We start from the raw sequence: 21,009 nt of genomic DNA, 5'->3' as shown, positions 1-21,009 counted from the left end.
TTATTTGATCAAGATTTCGTCAATCAACAGACCTCGTCCATCTACGGTGGTCAAACGAATCGTGTTTGCGCCCCGTTTAAGAGTGATTGGCAAGTCCATCGTTCTCCAATGCTTTCCCGAATTGAATGCGGGCGTCAGTTTGATCTCTTTGGGGTTCGCCATTCCGTTGACGTTCAACCGGACCTTCAACGGTTTCTTATCCGCTGAACTGCCGCTGTAACGTAACTTCACATTGACGTTGCGAGTGTCGCCATCATTCTCCTGGTACCACTCGACATAAGACCCCGGTTTCTTGCCCATGTCCAAAAACGCGTTGCCGTTGTAATTCTTACCTTGGGTTGATCTCTTCGCCCCCGCAAACTCAGCGTCCTCTGCCTGGTCACCGCCAAAGTCGGCGTCCGTTCCGCCGCCTTCCCAAAGCAGACCGACATCTTTCGCGAATCGTTCCTCCATCTTCAGGACAACTTTGTCGTCAATGATTGCGATCGCTTTCACCGTTGTCCCCAACTGGATTTCAAAGCCACTTTCATAACGCGTCGATGCGTCAGAGGGCTGCGTTCCATCGGTGGTGTAATAGATCGCGATAGAACCGGGCGACGGATTGCCACGAAGTCCGATTTGTTGAACATCAATATGAACCTTGTTCGACACCCGCAATTTCTTGTCACCCAAAATTGCTCCGGCGGTCAACATGATATCGCCTGGAACTTTCGTTGACTCAACATACGCCCTGGCCAATCCAAAGAACCCAGTACGATCGGTCATTCCGTAAAACGGTTCGACATCATTGGGCTTGCCGTTATCGAGAGCCTTAATGCGAGCCGGACCCGACAAATCGAACCAGACTCGGTTTTCGCCATAAGGATAAAACTCTTCCTTGGCATCCAGAAACGTCGTTCGCACTTGAACAATATCTTTTCCAGACTTGGCCAACGGTTCTCCGTCAACCGACAGTCGAATCTTTGCTGGCTCATCCGCTGTTCGGATCATTTGCTGAGCCACCTTTTGCCCGTCATTGGAACCGACCGCCATCAATTCACCGGGTTCCCAGCCGACCATCCATTGGCACTGCATTTCCTGCCACTTCGTACCCGGCTTTTGCTTGCCCAGTGATTTACCGTTTAGCAGTAACTCAACCTCGTCGCAGTTGGAATAGACCCAGACAGGGATTTCCGTCCCGGATTTCATCACCGGATGGGTCCAATGCGGCAAAACATGCACCATCGGTTCGCTGGTCCACTGACTCTGATACAGGTAGTAAAGGTCCTTTTCAAAGTTCGCCAAGTCGCATGTGCCGCCGGAGAAAAGCTTGAATGGCCATGCTCCGCTAGCCAGCCCTGCCTCACCGAGATAGTCGTGTCCGGTCCAACGGTACATTCCCGCATTGTTGGGCACGTCGCGAATCTGAGCGATCGCACGTCGAGCCGGTGAACGCACCGTCGCGTTGTCATAGCTGGATTTGTAGAACTGTTTTCGGTTGCTGCGATCCGCATTGGTCGCCCAGTCGATCGTAAAAATTTCTTTGTCGGTCAGATTGGGAATATCAACGGCCACATCAAGCTTGCCGTCGCGATACCAGGTTTGCGTGCGGTAGTAACCGCGGGTCTGCCAAGTGTGAGTATTCTCGGTACCGATGAAGACGCGATCGTTCTTCAGAGTATCAAACCAACCTTTTCCTTCGCTGCCCCCATTCATGCCGTAAATGTCCATGAATTCAGAACCAGAACTTCCAGAGGTCACCGGTCGCGTCGGATCGATTTTGTGACACTGTGCGACCATTTCTTTGCCGACGTCGCCATGAGTTTCGTTTCCAACACTCCATAGAAAAACGCAAGCGTGGTTCCGATCGCGTTTAATCCAATCCGTCAAATCGCGTTTCCACCACTGGTCGAAATCATGCGCCCCGTAGTCGTTTCTCGCCTTGCGATTCCAGCCGTCAACAAATTCATCCATCACAATCATGCCAAGTTCGTCGCAGATGTCATAGAATTCGGGCGTGTGAGGATTGTGGGCGGTGCGAATTGAATTGCATCCCATGTCTTTCATTTGCTGGACGCGGTAGCGAATAATTTTCTTAGGCACAGCGGCACCCAATGCCCCACCATGCTGGTGCTGACAAACACCGCGCAGCTTGACGACGGATCCATTTAGCCACATACCAGTGCCTGGCTTCCACTCAATGTCTCGTACGCCGAACCTAGTCTCAACGCGATCCAGCACTTGCGAATTCACCAGCACCTCGCTGATTGCACGATACAGATAAGGACTGTCCGGCGACCAAAGCGATGGATCAGAAATCTGCATCACCTGCGATACCGAATCAGCATCGTCCTGCTTCAAAACCAACGGCGTCTGCTGCGTCGCCACCGTCTTTCCTTGCGCATCGATCAACGTGGTCTTGACCAAACATTCAACATCATTATCCGACGTGTTGACCACATCTGTATCGATCGAGACCTTGGATCCTTCGGTGCGTATCCAAACCCCGGACGTCGGAACGTGAACCGGTTCGCGCACGTTGATCCAGGTGTGCCCGTAGATACCGCTGCCGGTGTACCAGCGTGCTGCGTGTTGAAGCTTGTTGTCTACCTGCACGGCAAAGGTGATTTGATCAGAATCATTGGCAAGCTCGCTGATGTCGTATCCAAACGAGATCCAGCCGTAGGGACGCTTGCCCAGCATTTGACCGTTCGCCCAAACGGTGCTGTTGCGAAACACTCCATCAAACTCGATGGCAACACGTTTGCCCTTCCACTGATCCGGCACGTCGATCGCCTTGCGATACCAGCCAATTCCGGTCGGCAAATAGCCACTTCGATCGGTGCTGGGATTCTTACGATCAAACTTGCCCTCGACGCTCCAGTCATGCGGCAGATCCAAAGAACGCCACGTGTCATCCGAGAAACCTACCGCCTCAGCCCCACTAGGGTTCGCCTCGATAAATTTCCAATCATCATCAAAGATCACCTGCTCAGCAGAACAGATTCCTGTAAACAACAATAGGAACATTGGAACAAGCTTCAACATCTCGATTTTCTCGCTTTTTGATTGATTCATATCACTCGATACTCTACCGCATCGCACCATCCCCCGCCGCCTTTCCGGATCAGGTACGATCGGGGGACTTTGACCGATGGTAATAAGCTCAGTCTCTTTATCGTTCATTTGTTTCTAACGCCAGATTTTTTATCATGAATCGACTAATCTCCATCTCGTTGGTAGCCCCGATTGTACTTGGACTCTTTTGTTGGTTCGCAGAAGCAGGTGAGCAGACGAAGCCCAACATTGTGTTCCTTTTTTCAGATGATCAGCCGAGCCAATGCACGGGCTACAGCGGAAACGATGTGATCCAAACTCCCAATTTAGACGATCTAGCGAGACGCGGAACGGTCTTCAATAACGCCTTCGTGACAACAGCCATCTGTTGCAGTAATCGCGCGTGCATTTTGACCGGCCAAACGATGCTTCGGCACGGGATCGTTGACTTTGAAACCCCACTGACCGAAACAGCTTTCAACAAGACCTATCCAGCGATCTTGCGACGCTCGGGCTATCGAACCGGCTACCTCGGGAAATTTGGTATCGGGTATCCAAACGCCGAAGTTCCAAACTTTGCACTTCCCGCAGACCAATTCGATTTATGGTACGGGTTTCCGCAGAGCATTTCTTTCAAGCAAATCCAGGACGGAAAGACTCGGTATCTTACGGACGTCATGACGGAAAAAGCGACCGAATTTTTCCAGTCCGCTGACGATCGTCCCTTCTGCTTGACGGTCGCATTCAAAGAACCGCACGGGCCATTTAAGTACTTTGACCCAAAGGTAGCGAACCCCTACCAAGACATCGTCATCCCAACGTCACCGACGTTCACCAAGGAAGACTTTGATCGTCAACCGAACTTTATCCGAGGTTCACTCAACGGTTCAAAAAGCCGATCGCACCTTGAACACCCCAATCGCCATCAAGCAGAATTGCGAACGTTCTACCGCACGGTCACACGGGCCGATCAAGCGGTCGGCGAGATACTGCAAGCGTTGAAACGATCCGGGCTCGATCAAAATACCATCGTGATCTATTCCTCCGATCATGGCAGCCTGCTTGGCGACCATGGGCTAACAGGCAAGTGGCTGATGTACGAAAATTCAATTCGGGTGCCAATGATCATCTATGATCCACGCGTGCAACATGCCAACTCGCTTTCGAGCCAACGCGATGAAATGGTCCTAAGCATCGATTTGGCACCAACCATCCTGTCGATCGCAGGCCTACCGATTCCCGATTCCATGCAAGGCCGTGATTTGACGCCGCTAGTTCGGGGCGATTCATGGACGCCACGATCACACTTCTACTACGAACACGTCTACACACCCGAAAGCAAGAATCGCGACCCCATTGCACGCAACGAAGGAATTCGCGGAACACGCTGGAAATACGTCCGTTTCCCCGATCAGTCGCCAATCCACGAACAACTCTTCGACCTAAAAAATGATCCGCTCGAACAAACCAATTTGATCGCTAAACACGCCGACGAAGACTTCGTAAACGAATTGCGATCACTCTGCGACATCGGCCCATCGCAGTAGTAAAATTCCCACCAAAACGCAGACTCTACTTCGGCATTTTCACCTTACTTGCTTCGATCTTTGCGGCCGCATTCAACTGCTTTGACAAACGGGACACCAATCCAGCATACTCCGGTGCGTTGGCAAGATTTACGGTTGGCGTTTGGGTTTCTTGGTGATCGTACAATTCTCGGACAGTAACTTCCTTCGTGCTGGCTTTGATCCATTCAGTGTATCGCCAACGATCGGTTCGCATGCTGTAGCCCATCACGGCCCCACGTGGATACTGGCTGAGGGCAAAGGGCCGAAACTCTTTGTTTGGATTTTCCAAGACAGGCTCTAAGCTTCGCCCATCACAGGATTCCGGAACCTCGCCGGTCGCCATCGATGCAACCGTCGGAAAAAGATCAACGACTTCCACCAATGCTTGGCTGCGTTGCCCCACGGCATGACCGGGTGCCGAAATAATCATCGGCACTCGTGCGTCCAATTCCAGGTTGGTGTGTTTGCACCACAGGCCATAGTCACCCAGCTTGTATCCATGATCACCCCACAGAACAACAATCGTATCTTCGCGAAGACCTAGCCGGTCGAGTTCATCCATCACCTTGCCGACTTGTGCATCGGCAAAACTGACCGAAGCCGCGTAGCCGTGCATCAACTCTTTGGTCTTTTCGTCACTCAGCTCTCCTTCATCTGGAATCCCTAAATAGCTGCGTAGTTCTCCCCAAATTGTGATTGCAACCCTGGGTGTATCCTTGGGCAGTTCGCGACTAGGAACCGTAAATTGATCTCGCTGATAAAGGTCCCAATAACGTTTCGGTGCAGCGAAGGGCAGGTGAGGCTTCGCAAAGCCGACGCACATGAAAAATGGATTGTCTTTATTATTCCGCAGTGATTCGATTGCCTGCTTTGCAACCACACCATCACGATACCCCTCATCGTCCACCTCATAAATCTCGGTCGCGGGGCCCTTGGCTGCCAAACGCATTTCCTTGACGGATACACCTTGATCCTTTGCCTGCTTTGTTCTTTGCGCAATAGCCTGCAGCGTTTCCGGGTTTGCGTAATTTTCACTCGGCGGCTGCGGAACTTCAGACCAATTCGCTTTGTCGTCTCTTAAATGGTGATACACCTTTCCAAACGATGCGGTGGTGTAACCGTTCTGCTTAAAATAAAGCGGCATTGTCATCGCGGTCTTGTTGACCCGGCGCAGAGGCGTGAATAGATCACAGATTCCAGTACTATCAGGATACTGACCTGACATCATGCTGATACGAGACGGAGCACAGAGTGCTTGCTGACAATAGGCACGTTCAAACAGCACGCCTTCATTCGCCAAACTGTCGATCGACGGACTCTTAATGTAGTCCGCACCGTAGCATCCCAATTCGGGCCTCAAGTCATCGATAAAGAAGATGAGAACGTTCTTCTTTTCGGTGGTCTCAGCGATGCTGGGCGACGTCAACAACATCGCTGCAGCGAAGGCGAGCAAAATGGAGGACAAGAATGGTGAAAATCGCTTCATTAAAATTCAGTTTGTTTGGGTGTTGAATGTATTCGTCGGAGAGCGTTAGAGAATGACTTTGAAAAAAAGTTACTCAATCGGTGGACTCTCCATGCCGATCGTAATCTCTGAAATCTCCGGTGACTTGGACGCCGCAGTGATAAGCAACCGGAGCTTTACTGATGTCACGGCATCAAAAGAGTGCTTCCTACCGACGCCACAGGCATCACCGGTGGCAACGTCCTGCCAACTATCGTCCTGCCAAATTTGCAATCGATAGTTTTGGATGTGATCACCGACTTCATCGACCTGCACCGCATCAAAGGTTTGCGGCTTTACCCAGGCGGCTTCTAGCCATTGTTCGTTCGCTGAATCGGCCCGCCAAGATGTTTCCGCGTCACCGTCGTTCGCCTTGAAAGCCTCAAAGCCGGGATTCTTATCGCTTTCAATGTGCATCGACGTCGCACTCATGCGAGCGTACTTGGCAAGGTTTGATTCTTTATCAATCGGATCGGGGTAGGTTACCTTCGAGAAAGCGGAAACAGTGAATTCGTAAACGCCAGAATCGACGGCGTAGATCACATAGTTTCCGACCGCGTCACTTTTCTCGCTCCCCAGATAACGAACTCCCTCCGCTTGTTCGGCCAAAGCACTGCCTTCGTTAACGTCGTCTTTGCTGACGGCCGGAATGTATACCTTGGCCGAACAATTCACGGGAACCTCCACTCGATAGCTGGCCGAATCATCGGATCGTTTCCAGTTGACCGTGATCGTTCCATACCCAGACTCGAATTGTGTATTGGTATACGTCAGGTCACCAACGGGCGCTGGCTTGACCAAGAAACGTCGCATACCAGGATGTTGGGGATCAGGCCGAATCCCACCGAATCCCTTCACAAAGTAACCGCCGATGCCGGTGTAACAGGTGTGAATCCGGCTGCCGCCCACCGACGACCAACGTTCAGGCCAAACCGTTTCATCTTGCGCAATGAAGTAGCCATAACTTGGATGCGCCTCGTCCTGAAGCAACTCGTAAATCAAGTCCATCCGTTCGCCGTAATCGGTGAAATAGCGGGTGTAGAGAGCTTGCCCCGAACTTCCAGTATCGTAATACGGAAACTGGTAGAGCACTTCGTCAACGAGCCGGTCATAAACTTTTTGCTGCTCTGATTCGGGCGTCACACCCGCGATCAATGCAAACGCCTGATTGACTTGTTGTCCATTTCCATAATCACCAGTCGTCGCGTCGTAATACAATTCATGCGTGGCTCTACGTTGCACGTCCAACCGATCTGAATACTTCTGCGCCTCTTCATCCTTCCCCAACGCCTTTGATATTTTCACTGCGCGGTCCAGCATGAAAGCGTACAAACAGTTATTGAAGTGAATCGCTTCGGGCGAATTACTGCTGTCCCAGAAATTTCCCTTCGGCGTACACCAATCCCCCAGCCCGGGAAATTGCCGCTCGCCCTGTTCCCCAATAACCAGCGAACCACCGCTGGCATAGTTGGAATGGTCTAGCAACCAAGTCATCCAGCGCTGCATGGATTCATAGTTGTCACGAAGCATCTTCTTGTCACCGAGCATTTGATAGGTCGCCCAGACCGTGATCGGATTATTCGCCTTCCACATAAAGAAAGGGCGATCCTGTTCATTGATAACCGCTCGGATCTGGCCATCAGGAAACTGAGCGTCTCGCATAAACTGGGTGTACTGATCCATGTACGCACCGCTCTCAAAATTCGTCAGTGCATCGCCATACATTGCCGCCACGGTGACCTCGCCCCAACCACGGCGTTCGCGGTGAGGACAATCCATCAAGATGCCATCCAGAGTGTTGGCGATGTAAGTGTCAATGTTCATCTCGTAGATACGATTTAGCAAAGCACTGGAACTCTCAAAGCGACTGATACGCTTGCGGTCGTTGGTAATCACGTATCCCGTGATGTCACCTAGCTCAGGTGCATCACCTAGCCCAGTCACCGTAACCCAGCGTCCGCCAGCGATATTGAAGCGGTTCGTAAATATCCCTTCGCCAGTATCATCAAAGACATACTCGCTTTTTTGTTTCCAATTTATTCGCTTGTTAATCTGATCAGAAATCTCAAAGACGACCGATTCCCCGGCAGTCCCGCCCTGCAGCTTGATCTGAAAATACCCGGTATAGTTCTGCCCCATATCGATCAGGTAGGTGCCGTCGTCGTTCTTCGTCACAGCGATGGGATTGACTTGTTTAAACTTGACCTGGGGCTCCACCATTTGAGCGCTCAAAGTCGCCGGGACTCGGCCCTTCCAGATCGCCGCTTGCTGCCACTGGGAATCATCAAAGTCGGCTTGATTCCAATCAGGCACTTGTTGGCGAGCGTCAATTCGTTCACCACCAAAGTCCAGAATGTCCCAGTCGCCGATGTATTCGCTATGGCTCTTGCTGCACTTCCATGACTTGTCAGTCACCAATGTTTTGGAATCGCTACCATCCTGGATCAAAACCTGAGCCTTAAATGCGAACGGCGGTTTCCGGTACTCAACCACTCGCTTCCACCTGGCCCAACCCGCCGCGTGCCAAACCGCGATGACGTTGTCACCCGGCTTCAAGAATTCGCGAATGTCATACGTCAGATAAGGAATCCGTTTCTTCATGAACGAGGCAACGGGATTCATCACACCGTCGCCAACCTTTTGTCCATTGACGTAAAGTTCGTGGTAGCCGAACGAAGCGACGTGAGCCAATGCTGAAGACGGGGCCTCCGACAATTCAAAATTCTTGCGAAACCAATTGTGATCCGTCTTCGCTTGATCCTTCTTGTGAATCCAAGAACCTCTCCAATCCTTTGGCTCTAGAAGTCCGACCGAAAACATTGCATGCGGACTCCATTCGGACAATTCGCCTGAAACATCCGTGACCCGAACCTTCCAATAACACACCTGATCTGATTCCAGCGGCGCGCCCGCATAAACACGGTTTAGCGATTCGGAATCTTGGATCGAACCGCTGTCCCACAAATCTCCTTGGTTCGCTTCCAAATTCTTTAAGCTGCTGGCGACCAGTACTTGATAGCTGGTTTGCTTCTGCCCGCGTTCTTGATCAGCATCAATCAGCTTCCAGCTAAATCGCGGACGCTCGTTGTCGATGCCAAGCGGATTCGAGCGATATTCGCACTTCAGATCCGTCGGTGCTTGCAGTGCAAATACCGCTCCTGAAAGCAGCGGCAGACACCATCCAAACACCACTGTCCTGAAAACAATTTCGTATCGAAAACCTATCGTCATTTCTAATTCCTACTTTCTAGATTATCTATCGGGCGGTAAAGAGATTGTCTCTCAGCGAGTTCTTGGTTTTGGATTCTTGCGTTTTGCCCGCTCGCCTTCTCGAGCAGGATCATGTTCAGGATTGTTGGTCGGCATCTGCGCGCCGACCGAATGCCTCCACGCTTTTAGTTTGCCTAACAATTCTTCTGCCATACCCGGACGCTGCGTCACCAGATTCGTGGTTTCGTTTGGGTCATCGCGTAGGTTGTAGAGTTCTAAATCTCCATTCTCAAAGAATTCAATCAGCTTCCAATCCTGGTAACGGATCGCTCCGTAAGGTTTGGTTCGGTGGTAATGCGGATAGTGCCAATAGATTGAATCGCGGGGCAGCACTTCGGATTCACCTTTCAGTATGGAAGCGAGACTAAGCCCATCAATGTGCTCTTCCGGCCTCAGCGGCAAACCAGCCATCTGCATCATGGTTGGGTAGAAGTCGGTGCCAACGACGGGAACGTCGCAAGTCGAACCGGGCATCGTTTTGCCTGGCCATTTGATGATCAGCGGTTCGCGTGTTGCACCTTCATGGGAAAACCCTTTGAAGTTCTTTAGCCCGGCAGTGGTTTCGTCATAGTCGCCGCCGTTATCGCCAGTCAAAATAACGACCGTATTGTCAGCGATGCCAAGACTTTCCAACTTGGCCATGATCCGCCCGACACTGGTGTCGAGCGATTCGACCATGCCAGCACGCCTGGGATCAAGAAATTCGTTCTTCGTGTTCGCGAAACCAACCGATTTGTCTTGGTACTTCTTCACCAAATGCGGTGGTGCCATGATCGGCCCGTGCAACGAGTAATATGAAAAGTACATCAAAAAAGGTTTTCGGTTGTCTTTTGAAGACAGCCAATCGATCGCGGCATCCGTCAGCTTGTCGGTTAAGAATTCACCCGGTTTTCCGTCGTCCAGGCCAGGCATACCAAAGGGTGAAAAGTACTTGCCCGGTCCTTTAGGTTGCCCCCATTCACGACCACCAACGTTGATGTCAAAACCGTGACTGGTTGGATAGTGCTGACGGAAAGACTCATTCCCGTTGGGCATCAAATGCCATTTGCCCAAGAACATCGTGTCGTACCCATGCTGTTTCAACGCTTCGGGCAGCAGCACGCGTTCATGATCGATCCACATTTGCCAATCCGGAATCGATAGCTTCTCGTAGGGTCTCTGATGCCCGGCAATCCAATCGGTCAAATGGATTCGTGCAGGATAGCAACCAGTCAAAATAGCTGCACGACTGGGTGAGCAGACGGTGCATGCAGCGTAACCGTTTGTGAACCGCATGCCCTCAGCAGACAACTTGTCGATGCTGGGAGTTTCGTAGAACTCCGCGCCATAGCTGCCAAAATCTCCCCACCCCAAATCATCGACTAACAAGAATACAAAATTCGGTTTTGGAGAATCGGCTGCAACACTGCTCGCCATCAAAGCGACCACGCAGAAAAGCAAGCTAAACATCAACTTCATATCATCCACCGTTTGTTTATACCAACTAAGCCAGACGTTCTCTTTCGTATGGCGGCTAATCAAAGTTGGGCTGGCCAACTAAGGATCGTAGAACCGCTTAATCTTTCAATCCCCCACACCGTTCCAAGGATCACGATCAACGTCGATCCCCCGTGAAAAACATATTGGTCATAAGCATTGGTTCTGCGAATAGAAAAAGCGATCGGAAAAAGAACAGCGACCACTGAAAACAAAGCAAACTCAACTCCAATACTGAAACCCAAAAGCGAGACGGGAAGCATTGACGATGGAAGCCCAGTGCCCAAAAAAAACTCGCCAAATTCAATCCCAAGCATCAGCCCAAACGCAATCGCAGCGATCCAAACCCAATAGCGAATTGTCGGATACATATTGTGCAAGGCTGACAGCACAATCAGAATCGCCATCGAAGGCCAGATCCATTGAGTTGTTCGACCACCGAATCCGTACACGGAATGCCAAAGCGTGATTGCCTGTGCAACCGTCAAGGAAGTGACAACCCAAAAAACGCCCATCAGCGAGGGCTTCAATCCATCTGCCGGAACGTACTTCAAACGCTTCTCTTCAAACTGCCAAACCGAAGGCAATAACAGCGCAACGAGAAAAACAAGCGTGTCGACACTGCTCCAAACACGCTGAATCCCGACTCGGACATAAGTCAGAAGCAAATAAAACCAATGCGTGCCGCCTTCGGGAATAATCAGTGTCTTCTCATCCGCACCGATGACGTAAGAACCGCTCCCAAAACCTCCGTTGTACCGGACCACACAACGATGATTCCTGTCGACGTCGAAAAAGAAGTCGTAGTTGATCTCCATCAACGTAAAACGTTCAATTGCATCGGAGTTCAATTCAAGGACAGCGTACATCCCATCTGATCGCTCCGCCAGCTTCATTCCGCTCGCCTGAACCGGGACTTCAGTGTCGTCCAGCATTATCTTTAAGCGAGAAACTGCTTCACCAAGAATTCCTTCCTGCTGTCGCCGAACTTCCCCCCAAGTGATCTGGCCATCAGTGTTGGAATCCAGACCAACTAGCATCTCAAGATCCCGAAGGGCAATGTCCCAACGTATTTCCAGCTTGTCCTTAACGTCCACATTCAGATAACTGTCGCTTGGCTTAAAAGCCATGGATACCGACGGAACGACTGCAAAGCAGAACCCAAGCAGCAAGCGAATCGGCAGGTTTGTCGCTTTCCCGATCACTGCGACTCCAGTTGAGAAATCAATTGCTCAGAGATGACATCTTCCGTTCTCGCCACACGCAGAAACCGTTTGACCTCTCGAACGTCGCCAGGACTCTCCGCCGCAACCGCGGCCCTAAGCACCAAACGAGAATCTTCAAGCTCTCTGCGGACTTCCCAATTCGCAAGTGCTTCCCGAAGTGCCAATTCGGGTTGGTTCGTCAGGTCTAAATAGCACCTTGCGCTGATTCGCCGATCCGGATGGTCACCACGCTGGCGAACAGCTTCTAAGCGCTCCGTCAATTTCTCAGTGTACTGACTGGCAACAACTTCATCGCCAGTAACCTTCGCCGCAATTGCCACTCGCAACAACACGGCGTTACGATCGCCATGATCTTTCAACAAGTCGCCGACGGTTTCACAACGCTTCTGGTTAATTAAGAAATCTGCGTAAGCTAATTTCAAGTCCAGATGATCGGGATCGTTAACCAGCCCCGCTTGATAGAAACGCTCCGCCTGATCCGTATTTCCAATGATCTCCGCAATGTTAGCTCGAGTGATACTTAACCAAGTAATCGCGAACTGATGCTGCGATTCGATATCAGGCGAAATCATCTCAATCGCAGCCAACGCATCCTTGGTATTCCCGGTCACTACATCAATAGGAATCAAGCAGATCAGGTAAGCAACCGTTCCAGCAATTTCTTCGAGCTGCTTAGCGGCATCTCTCGCTTGCCCATACTGACCCTGCATCGCGTACAACCTAGCCAGACTTATCAATGCACGACCATCATCAGGTTGCTGACTGTTTAGCTTGATGAGATCAACGATGGCATCATTGTAAAGTTGATCTCTCTCTTTGATCCTGGCTCGAAGCAATAAGATCGGCCCTGGGACCGATTCGCGTTTCCACCAGGGATCAAGAATCTTGCGTGCGATGCCGAAAAACCGCGGATCTGAATTCGCTTCCCCGGCATCAATGAACAAAGCCGCAGCCTGCTGGACTAACGATTCGTCGGAAGGATTTTCGCGAAGTTGTTCTTGGATTTCGACAAACTTCTTGCGACCACCCTTCAAGAAATCCGGCAAGGTCTCCAGAACAACCGAATCATCAGCGGGCAGGAAGGGTTCACCTGCAACACCTGTCCCGGCACCCGCGATCACCAAACAGACAGCAAACGCTTGAGTCCACGCCGAGAATAGCGTCGCATTCAAATTTCGCCATACTCGGTGTTTATTCAATCCGGTTTCCGATAACAATTCTAATGAGGAACTTGCGTTTAGGACCGTCGGATCAATAAGTGGCGTAGCGAAACTCGCCAAGAGTTTCGGCAACTCGACAAACCGAAAGTCTTGGCGACTTTCGCTACCAATTTTCCCGCCACGAATTGTTCCGACGGTCCTTATCGATGGTCGCCACTGACTGAACTCAGCTAAGTTTTCAAACAATCTCTCAGCCATAACAGACCGCTATAGTGAGTAGAACTCTTCCCAGCCCTTGCGCGGCGATGGGTCCAGTAACGATTGGGCACGATCGTTGTTCGTGATTCGGTTTGTCTCGCGATCGAACTTGATCTCGCCACCGAGTCGCTGGGCAATCACGCCGATATTGAACACTTGCGTCAGGGCACCACTGACACTAAATGGCGATCGCGACTCCTCCTGTCCCTTGCATGCCAGCAAGAAGTTCTCGTAATGATTGGAGTTGTCTTGCGAAAATTCTGGCAAGGCAAGATCGAGCTCTGGTTCGCCCTTGGTGCTCAGCACTGACAAGGTGGAACCGTGGCTGGCTCCCTTGAATGCCAAGTCTTTCCCGTAGATTACTTTTCCGGGTCTGGTGGCTTCTGCTTGGCCTGTAGTCGTCTTTCCGGTCTTTGGATCAGTGACCGACTCGATGTATCCGTCCTCGATTTCCGGCTTATTGTTTACTCCGTCATACCAAGTGATTTTACAGGCGGGCATGTCGCCTCGCTCTGGAAAATCGAACCGAATCGTTGATGCTTGCGGGAACACCAACTCGTTTGCTCCGTCTCTTTTGACCGCAGTAACTTTCTCTGGCAAGCCTAGATTTAAAAACCGGTGCGATGTGTCAAGAATGTGCGGCCCCCAATCACCGAACGCTCCACAGCCATAGTCGAACCAAGACCGCCACTCCGCCGGATGCAGTTTTTTGCTGAAGGGATGCACCGGCGCGGTCGCGATCCAAGTGTCCCAGTCCAAACCCGCAGGCATTGGATCCGTGGGGTACTCGGTCACCGACTGGCCCCATCCATGCCAGCGACGCGGGTTGTTCATGTAAGCAGTAATGCGAGTAACATCCTTGATCAAGCCGGCTTCGGTCCACGCCTTGAACTGAAAGTAGTTTCCGCCTGAATGTCCTTGGTTACCCATTTGCGTGACCACGCCGCTGCGATCAGCAAGGTCGATCAAACGAGCGCATTGTCCAAACGTATGCGCAAGTGGTTTTTCCACGTAGACATGTTTGCCAAGCGACATCGCCAACATGGCAATCGCGAAATGGGAATGATCCGTTGTCGCGATCATGACGGCGTCGATCTTGTCCGCCATCTTGTCAAACATCTTGCGAAAATCGGTGAACCGCTTCGCCTTTGGATGAGCTTTCTGAGAGCTTTGGGTGTGCTGCCCTTTTAGATCCACATCGCACAAAGCGACAACATTGCAAAGTCTCGTTCGCGTCATTTGCTCAAGATCTTGGCGACCACGATTGCCGATCCCAACGACCGCCAAATTTACCCGTTCGCTTGGCGGAACCGTCGGTGCAGCCGCGTGCGAGGGTTGCCAATGATTGGCCAGCACGGCCGCACCCCCAAACGCTGCAGTGGACTGGATGAATCGGCGTCTTGATGAGCGAGTGTTTTGGTTCATGTGCTTGATGGATTGCAGAAATCGGTTGACGAGAAAACGACCCTTTAGGTTACTCGGTTCATCCGCAAGACACAAACATGGGGGTTGTATGATCAGGGCAACGCATTTCTTCACACTGGGAAGTGAGGACGTAGGCCGGAACAAGCCGCTTCGGCGCAGTTCCGGCAATCCAACGCACCGCCATGCAATTGCCGGAACTGCGCCAAGCTTGTTCCGGCCTACACGAGCAAGAAACCAAGCACCAATTTTTTTTTGACAACAATTTTTTTGTCAAAAACCTCCCCACAACGGGACCGGCACCCAAAGCAATTTCAACGACAATTCCTAAGTCGCACTTTCCCTGATCAAGTCAATCAATTCTGCGGTACCCATCTTGCCGGCGTGATCGGTTCCGTCCAGGACGCCTGCGACGAGTTCCCGTTTGTCAGCGTGAAGTTGCAGAATTTGTTCTTCGATGGTTCCCTCAGAAACCAAGCGATAAACCGTCACTGGACGTTCTTGGCCGATACGATGCGCACGGTCGGTTGCCTGATCTTCCACCGCCGGGTTCCACCATGGGTCCAGGTGCAACACGTAGTCAGCGGCGGTCAGATTCAAACCGGTACCGCCCGCCTTCAGCGAGATCAAAAACAGTTCGCCTTCGCCGGCCTGGAATGCATCGACTCGTTTGGACCGTTCTTTGGCTGGCGTCGCACCATCCAAGTATTGATACTTGATGCCTCGTTTGTCGAGAGCTTCGCGGATGAGCGTCAGGTGTTTGACAAACTGACTGAACACGAGTGCTCGGTGGTCGCCATCGCGAAGTTCATCGACCAAAGAATTAAACAGATCCAACTTGGCGGATCCCTTGGTCCACGACGCATCGACCAATCGAGGATGACAGGAAAGCTGGCGAAGCCGGGTCAACCAAGCCAACGTTCGAATCCGTTGCTGGCCGGCTTTTCCACCCGCTTCTTTGTCCGCGGCTGCGGCACCGCTTAGCTCCGCCAGCGCGGCGACGCGTGCGTCTTCGTACAACTTGCGTTCGCCATCGCTCATTTGAGCTTTCAACGTGATTTCAGTTCTCGGCGGAAGCTCTTTCAAGACCGCGTTCTTGGTACGTCGCAAGATGAAAGGTCGCACCAAACGCGAAAGCGATTGCCGACGCTCGTCGTCTTTGTGTCGCTCGATCGGATCCGCAAAACGGCTGCGGAAACGTTCCCACGATCCCAGCAAACCAGGGCTGAGCGTTCGGAACAGGCTCCACAATTCACCCAGATGATTTTCCAGCGGTGTACCGGACAATCCAATTCGCCAATCAGCATCGATCGCGCGAACCGCACGCGACGTTTTGGTTTGCGAGTTCTTGATGAACTGTGCTTCATCGAGCACCAAAGAATACCAAGGCCGCGAAGCAAACTTTTCAGCATCACGCTGCAGCAATTGATAACTGACGATCACCAAGTCACCTTCCTTGGCCGATTCGATCAATTCGTCGCGATTGCTTTCACGATACAGCAGCGGATTGAGTGACGGTGAAAAGCGTTCAGATTCACGAACCCAGTTATCACCAACGCTGGTCGGTGCCACGATCAGTGCAGGCCCGCCTTCGGCACGATCAAGCAACACACCCAGTGTTTGTACGGTCTTACCCAAACCCATGTCATCGGCCAGCACGCCGCCGACTCCCCAAGCGGCCAATCGAGCCAACCACTGGTAACCTTCCAATTGGTAATCACGCAGCGTCGCGTCCAAACCACTTGGCTTTTCAGGCGTCCAATCTTTCAGCGATTCCAACTTGGCGAGCGATTCGTGCCACCTTGCCGTCGCTTCGATGGAAACATCTTCGCCGATTAAATCTTGGATCGCTGGGACCACCGCGTCGGCGATTTTCAGGTTGCCGCGATCGGCAACGACCGTGTCACCCAATTGCTGCAAACGTTTTCGGAACGCGTCCGAGATTTTCGCGAACTCTCGGTCGCCGACTTGTACCAGCGAACGATTGTCGCGAACCGCCAATAGCAATTCTTCCAGTGGTACATCCTGGCCATCCAAATTAACGCTGCCCGATAGCCCAAACCAATCGCGTCGGTCATCAATCTGAACTCGCAAGCTTGATGGCGTGATCTCGCCACGCACGCGGATGGATTCACCTTCGGGCCAGATCAATCGCGGCGCTTCTTCGCCCGCGGAATACAGGCTCGCCAATAGGTCCAGTGCGATCTCGTCCGAGGTCGCGACCCAGCGGAAATGACCATCGGGCGAAAGCGAGTTCAGGCCAAACCGATCGATGATCGACGACGCGATCACCTGTTCAGACTTCAAATCACGCTGCAGACGCACGGGGCCTTCTTCGGTCAAACACGACAACGTTTCGGGCGGATCGCCAGGCACTTGAAGTTCGCGAAACCGTGGTTCGTGCATTCCCAAACGAATGCAAACTCCGGCACCCGGACGCGGCAATAATTCCATCACCAGTTCCGCAACCACCGGTTCGATCGGACCGGCCAATTCAGGCGGCAACTCGACTCGGATAAGCGAATCCACCGTCGCGCTGCCCACGCTAAACCGGGCCGCTGATTCGTGATCGAGCAAAATGTCAGAGAAATCGTTGCGGATCAAATACTGAATGATGCGAGTCGCTTTGGGATCACGCAGCGTACAAACCACGACACGGTGCCCCTTGGCATCGACCAAAATCACGATCGGATCAACCGGGCTGGCATGCCCAAGAATGACTTCGCAATCATGCGGATCGATTTTCATTCCCGACGCTTGCAAACTGGGTTGGAACCGCAGCATCGCGTTGGCGTCGCTGTTTAGATCGCGATCGCCGCGCTGGGGTGGCGCTGTTTCGTTTTCCTCGTCGCCCTCTTCATCGACAACAGTGACCGGGTTGAGCGTCAGTGTTAGTTCGGACGAAAAAATACTGACTTGCGTGGCGTCGGAATCATCCCAGGCAACGTTGTCATGGCCGACCATGGCCTGCAAAGCTTGAAATTCGTTGTAATGATCTTCGTCAAACGAATAGCTGGGCTTGGCCACCATCGCAGCGATGCGACCGTCGGCGCGGCAATCTGAAAAGTCGCGGCGGAGCAAATCAAAACTGCGAACTTCGCGTCCCTTGGTCCAACCTTTTTTGTTTTTTCGCATCCGCTGTTCGTAGGCGGAAATCGAAATCGGGCTGTAGTAACGAGAATTGGGCAGCCCGATTCGCCATTGCAATCGAGTCGGTTCGGCATCGGCGGTTTCGGCCGCCATTTCTTTTGAGAAGCTAAGCAGTTCGTCAACCAGTTCGCGGCCCGCGGCGACATGATCGACTTCCAAGTCGTTCAAAAACTCGAACACGTCCCCAGCCCCGCGACGGGCCAATTGTTCCTGCAGCCACCAAACGGTGGCCAAGGTGTGCTGGCAAGCTTTCTCTTCTTTGAATGGATCGCATTCACATTGGATCGTTGCATCCAACGATCCGCTGTCAGGCGAGAAATCGAAGTCTTCGTCCTTTTCGATTCCTTCGGCAGCACCGATCGTGATGCTGCAAGCGACCGTGCTTTGTCGATTGCCTTTGACCTTAAAGTCAAACACCATCGACGCATCGGCTCGAGAAAACGTCGGTGAATCGACCGTCATCATCGCCGCACGTTTGTCCAGCGATCCGTCATGACGGTCCACCACACGCTCGATTGCCTCACCCACCAAAATCCCAAACGCGCTAATTGCGTCGTCGGACATTAAATCCATACTGCGAATTCCATCAACTGAAGGTCAAGTACCGGCCAATCCGACATCCTAACACCGACGCCGCTGTTTCTCGATGCCTCTTTGCCTGTTTTGCCAAGACACTACATTGTCGCCTTACAAACCGACCTTACCCGTAAACTAGTGGAGCAACTTTATGCCCAAATTAACTGTCAAAGACGTTGGCACGTTCGACGTCCCCGCCGGAAAAAGACTCGTTCAAGCCTTGGTTCAAGACGCAGGGACCGATCAATTACACGCCTGCGGTGGAAAGTCGCGGTGTACAACCTGTCGCGTTCAATTCACCGATGGCGAACCCGATCAGATCACGCAAGCCGAATCCGACACGCTGAAAGCTCGTGAATTAGACGGGAAAGGCATTCGTTTGAGTTGCCAAATCAAGTGCGATCAAGACATGACGGTTGAAGTGATCAGCCGACTGGAAGGCAGCGGACGGGCTGACCAGGGATCCCCCGTCGCTGACGAAATCGAACCCGAAGCAGTTTGGACGACCAAGTAACCGCGAACCGGTTAAACCGCGTGCCCAGCGGGCCGCGCGTACAGGCATGCCTGGCCGCGTCTCAAAACGCGCGGCCCGCTGGGCACGCGGCTAAACGATTCGTGGCGACTGTTTTGCATGGGCACTGAACCAAGCTGAAACCACATCGTCGATCCAGCACCGACGACCTGGACCGACGAACCCCACATGACCTCCACTGCTGGGCGTCAACAAAGTAGTCGATTCACTTAACGCGGATTGGATTTGCTCAAAACAGTCGATCGGGACAATCGGGTCATCGGCCGCCGCCAAAATCAGCGTGGGCGTTTGCAAGTGATGGATCACGGTCCGCGCCGACGATTGCTCATAATACTGTTTGGCGTTTTCAAATCCGCTAAGCGGGGCAGTAAATTGGTCGTCCAATTCCCATAACGTTCGGCAACGCGGACCGGCATTGATTTGTTGAAAGTCCGGTCGTTCGATCACGCCAGGCGGCAGCCGACTGATCAAGTTGCGGATGAAGTATCGATTGTAAAGCTTTCGCGTTCGTCGCTGCATGTTTTCGCTACAACGAACCAAATCAATCGGCGGCGAGATTGCCGCAATCCCACGCAAGGAGTTTCGCCAAGTGGGCTGTGGATCAAGCCCTGCATCGATTCTTGCGATGCCTCTTAACAACTGGGCAGCACCCAATGAAATTCCGGTCGCGGAAATCGGCTGACCAGGATTCTGGTCATGGATCGCGGACAGGGCAGCGATAACATCATCGCTGCGGCCAGCATGTGCCAGATTGGATGACCAATTTCGAGCCTGGCCAAATCCACGCATGTCCATTCGATAAGTCCGGTAGCCCTGATCCAAGAAACACTTTGCCAGACGAATCATGTAGGGCGCGGCATGACATCCCGTCAAACCGTGAATCAGCAACATCGATCCCATGGATGGCTGCTGGTTGGTTTTCGGAACATCATGCTGCGAGTCACCATGCCGCGAGTCACAGTGCTGCGAGTCACCATGCTGCGAGTCACAGTGCAGAGCAATAAAATCCCCATCGGAAACGGGAACTCGAAATACTTCAGTTGCATCTCGCCCCTTCCGGCCAAGACTTTTTGCGTCAATCGCCATCGACGCGCAAAGGGTTTGCAGATGACCGCCGCGTATCAATCGATGGGGAACGAAAGGTGGCGGCTGAAACAAGGTTGGGCTCAAAGCGTGTCGAATTGTCTTAATTGGAATTTATCTTAATATGGTGCCATGCAAAGAATACGCTCCTTCATCGCGATCCCGTTACCGGCCGAAATTAAAAATTCGGTTGCAAAGTTTATCCGCAAACTGGCCCAGGAAGACGATGGCATCCGCTGGGTGCCGGGCGATCAGCTTAGTTTGTTGCTGAAACACCTGGGCGATGTGGAAAATGTGGAGGTGCCAGAAATCTGTAAGGTCGTGCGCGACGTCGTCGATGACCTGGAACCATTCGAGTTGATCTTTAGCGGTGTCGGCGGTTTTCCCACGCTGGATAAACCACGAACTCTGTACGCCGGCATCCAAGACCCAACGGGTTCACTGTGCCAGTTGGTCGAATCGCTGGAAATTGAATTAGCGGAATTGGGATTCAAGCGCGAACCCCGCGACTACCGTCCACACTTAGCCATCGGCCGGATCAAAGGCAGTCGTCGCAAGGCAAGCGAATCGGTGATTGAGCAGATGCAAGACAAGACCGACCCCGTGTTTGGCGAAATGATCGCCGACGAAATCGAAATGATCGGCAGCTTCCTGGACAAGCAGGGCCCCAGCTATCACGTGATGGACACCATCGAATTTTGACGGCTGCACAAACGTAGCTGGATCGGCCACGGTTCAGATTCGTCCA

13 protein-coding genes are annotated in these 21,009 nt (G+C 52.2%); 3 read left to right on the top strand and 10 right to left on the bottom strand.

Translation table 11 applies throughout. The features are described from left to right. Positions 1-3,057, bottom strand: coding sequence for a glycoside hydrolase family 2 TIM barrel-domain containing protein (locus RC85_RS11205; RefSeq protein WP_068262496.1), 3,057 nt, complete (start codon positions 3,055-3,057; stop codon positions 1-3). A gap of 230 nt (positions 3,058-3,287) precedes the next feature. On the opposite strand from RC85_RS11205, the gene RC85_RS11200 reads away from it, so the two are divergent. Beyond that, the gene (locus tag RC85_RS11200; RefSeq protein WP_238383119.1) at positions 3,288-4,583 is read left to right on the top strand and encodes a sulfatase-like hydrolase/transferase; all 1,296 of its coding nucleotides are present in this window, start codon (positions 3,288-3,290) and stop codon (positions 4,581-4,583) included. A gap of 25 nt (positions 4,584-4,608) precedes the next feature. On the opposite strand, the gene RC85_RS11195 is transcribed toward RC85_RS11200, so the two are convergent. The 7 genes from RC85_RS11195 to RC85_RS11165 all read right to left on the bottom strand — a co-directional run bounded on the left by RC85_RS11195 (position 4,609) and on the right by RC85_RS11165 (position 18,643). Then, positions 4,609-6,090 carry a sulfatase gene (locus RC85_RS11195; RefSeq protein WP_200836766.1) on the bottom strand — a complete coding sequence of 494 codons (1,482 nt, stop codon included), beginning with the start codon at positions 6,088-6,090 and terminating at the stop codon, positions 4,609-4,611. Between the two features lie 69 nt (positions 6,091-6,159). Beyond that, positions 6,160-9,339 (bottom strand): family 78 glycoside hydrolase catalytic domain, encoded by a 3,180-nt coding sequence (locus tag RC85_RS11190; RefSeq protein ID WP_068262490.1) that lies wholly within the window; start codon positions 9,337-9,339, stop codon positions 6,160-6,162. A gap of 51 nt (positions 9,340-9,390) precedes the next feature. After that, positions 9,391-10,836 carry a sulfatase gene (locus RC85_RS11185; RefSeq protein ID WP_084422566.1) on the bottom strand — a complete coding sequence of 482 codons (1,446 nt, stop codon included), beginning with the start codon at positions 10,834-10,836 and terminating at the stop codon, positions 9,391-9,393. A gap of 59 nt (positions 10,837-10,895) precedes the next feature. Further along, positions 10,896-12,059 carry a HupE/UreJ family protein gene (locus RC85_RS11180; RefSeq protein ID WP_068262487.1) on the bottom strand — a complete coding sequence of 388 codons (1,164 nt, stop codon included), beginning with the start codon at positions 12,057-12,059 and terminating at the stop codon, positions 10,896-10,898. Next, positions 12,056-13,498: a tetratricopeptide repeat protein gene (locus RC85_RS11175; protein WP_068262484.1), complete on the bottom strand. Its 1,443-nt coding sequence runs from the start codon at positions 13,496-13,498 to the stop codon at positions 12,056-12,058. The genes RC85_RS11180 and RC85_RS11175 overlap by 4 nt, the downstream gene beginning before the upstream one ends. A gap of 9 nt (positions 13,499-13,507) precedes the next feature. Beyond that, positions 13,508-14,923, bottom strand: a complete 1,416-nt coding sequence (locus tag RC85_RS11170; RefSeq protein ID WP_068262482.1) for a Gfo/Idh/MocA family oxidoreductase — start codon at positions 14,921-14,923, stop codon at positions 13,508-13,510. A 324-nt stretch (positions 14,924-15,247) separates the two neighbouring features. Next, positions 15,248-18,643, bottom strand: coding sequence for a DEAD/DEAH box helicase (locus RC85_RS11165; protein WP_068262479.1), 3,396 nt, complete (start codon positions 18,641-18,643; stop codon positions 15,248-15,250). Positions 18,644-18,797: 154 nt separating this feature from the next. Between RC85_RS11165 and RC85_RS11160 the strand changes: the two genes are divergently transcribed. Then, entirely contained in the window at positions 18,798-19,160 is a 363-nt protein-coding gene (locus RC85_RS11160; protein WP_068262476.1) for a 2Fe-2S iron-sulfur cluster-binding protein, read from the top strand. A gap of 90 nt (positions 19,161-19,250) precedes the next feature. On the opposite strand, the gene RC85_RS11155 is transcribed toward RC85_RS11160, so the two are convergent. Then, entirely contained in the window at positions 19,251-20,069 is an 819-nt protein-coding gene (locus RC85_RS11155) for a YheT family hydrolase (protein ID WP_160148128.1), read from the bottom strand. Next, the gene (locus RC85_RS27450; RefSeq protein WP_160148129.1) at positions 20,060-20,224 is read right to left on the bottom strand and encodes a hypothetical protein; all 165 of its coding nucleotides are present in this window, start codon (positions 20,222-20,224) and stop codon (positions 20,060-20,062) included. Before RC85_RS27450 ends, RC85_RS11155 begins: the two co-directional genes overlap by 10 nt. 169 nt (positions 20,225-20,393) lie before the next feature. Here RC85_RS27450 and thpR point away from each other — a divergent pair, with 169 nt between their 5' ends. Then, positions 20,394-20,963, top strand: coding sequence for an RNA 2',3'-cyclic phosphodiesterase (gene thpR / locus RC85_RS11150; protein WP_068262473.1), 570 nt, complete (start codon positions 20,394-20,396; stop codon positions 20,961-20,963). The last annotated feature ends 46 nt before the right edge of the window (positions 20,964-21,009 follow it).

Source organism: Rubripirellula obstinata, assembly GCF_001642955.1.
Taxonomy (GTDB): Bacteria; Planctomycetota; Planctomycetia; order Pirellulales; family Pirellulaceae; genus Rubripirellula; species Rubripirellula obstinata.
The sequence above is the reverse complement of the archived record's forward strand: the minus strand, read 5'-3'. Positions and strand labels throughout refer to the sequence as shown.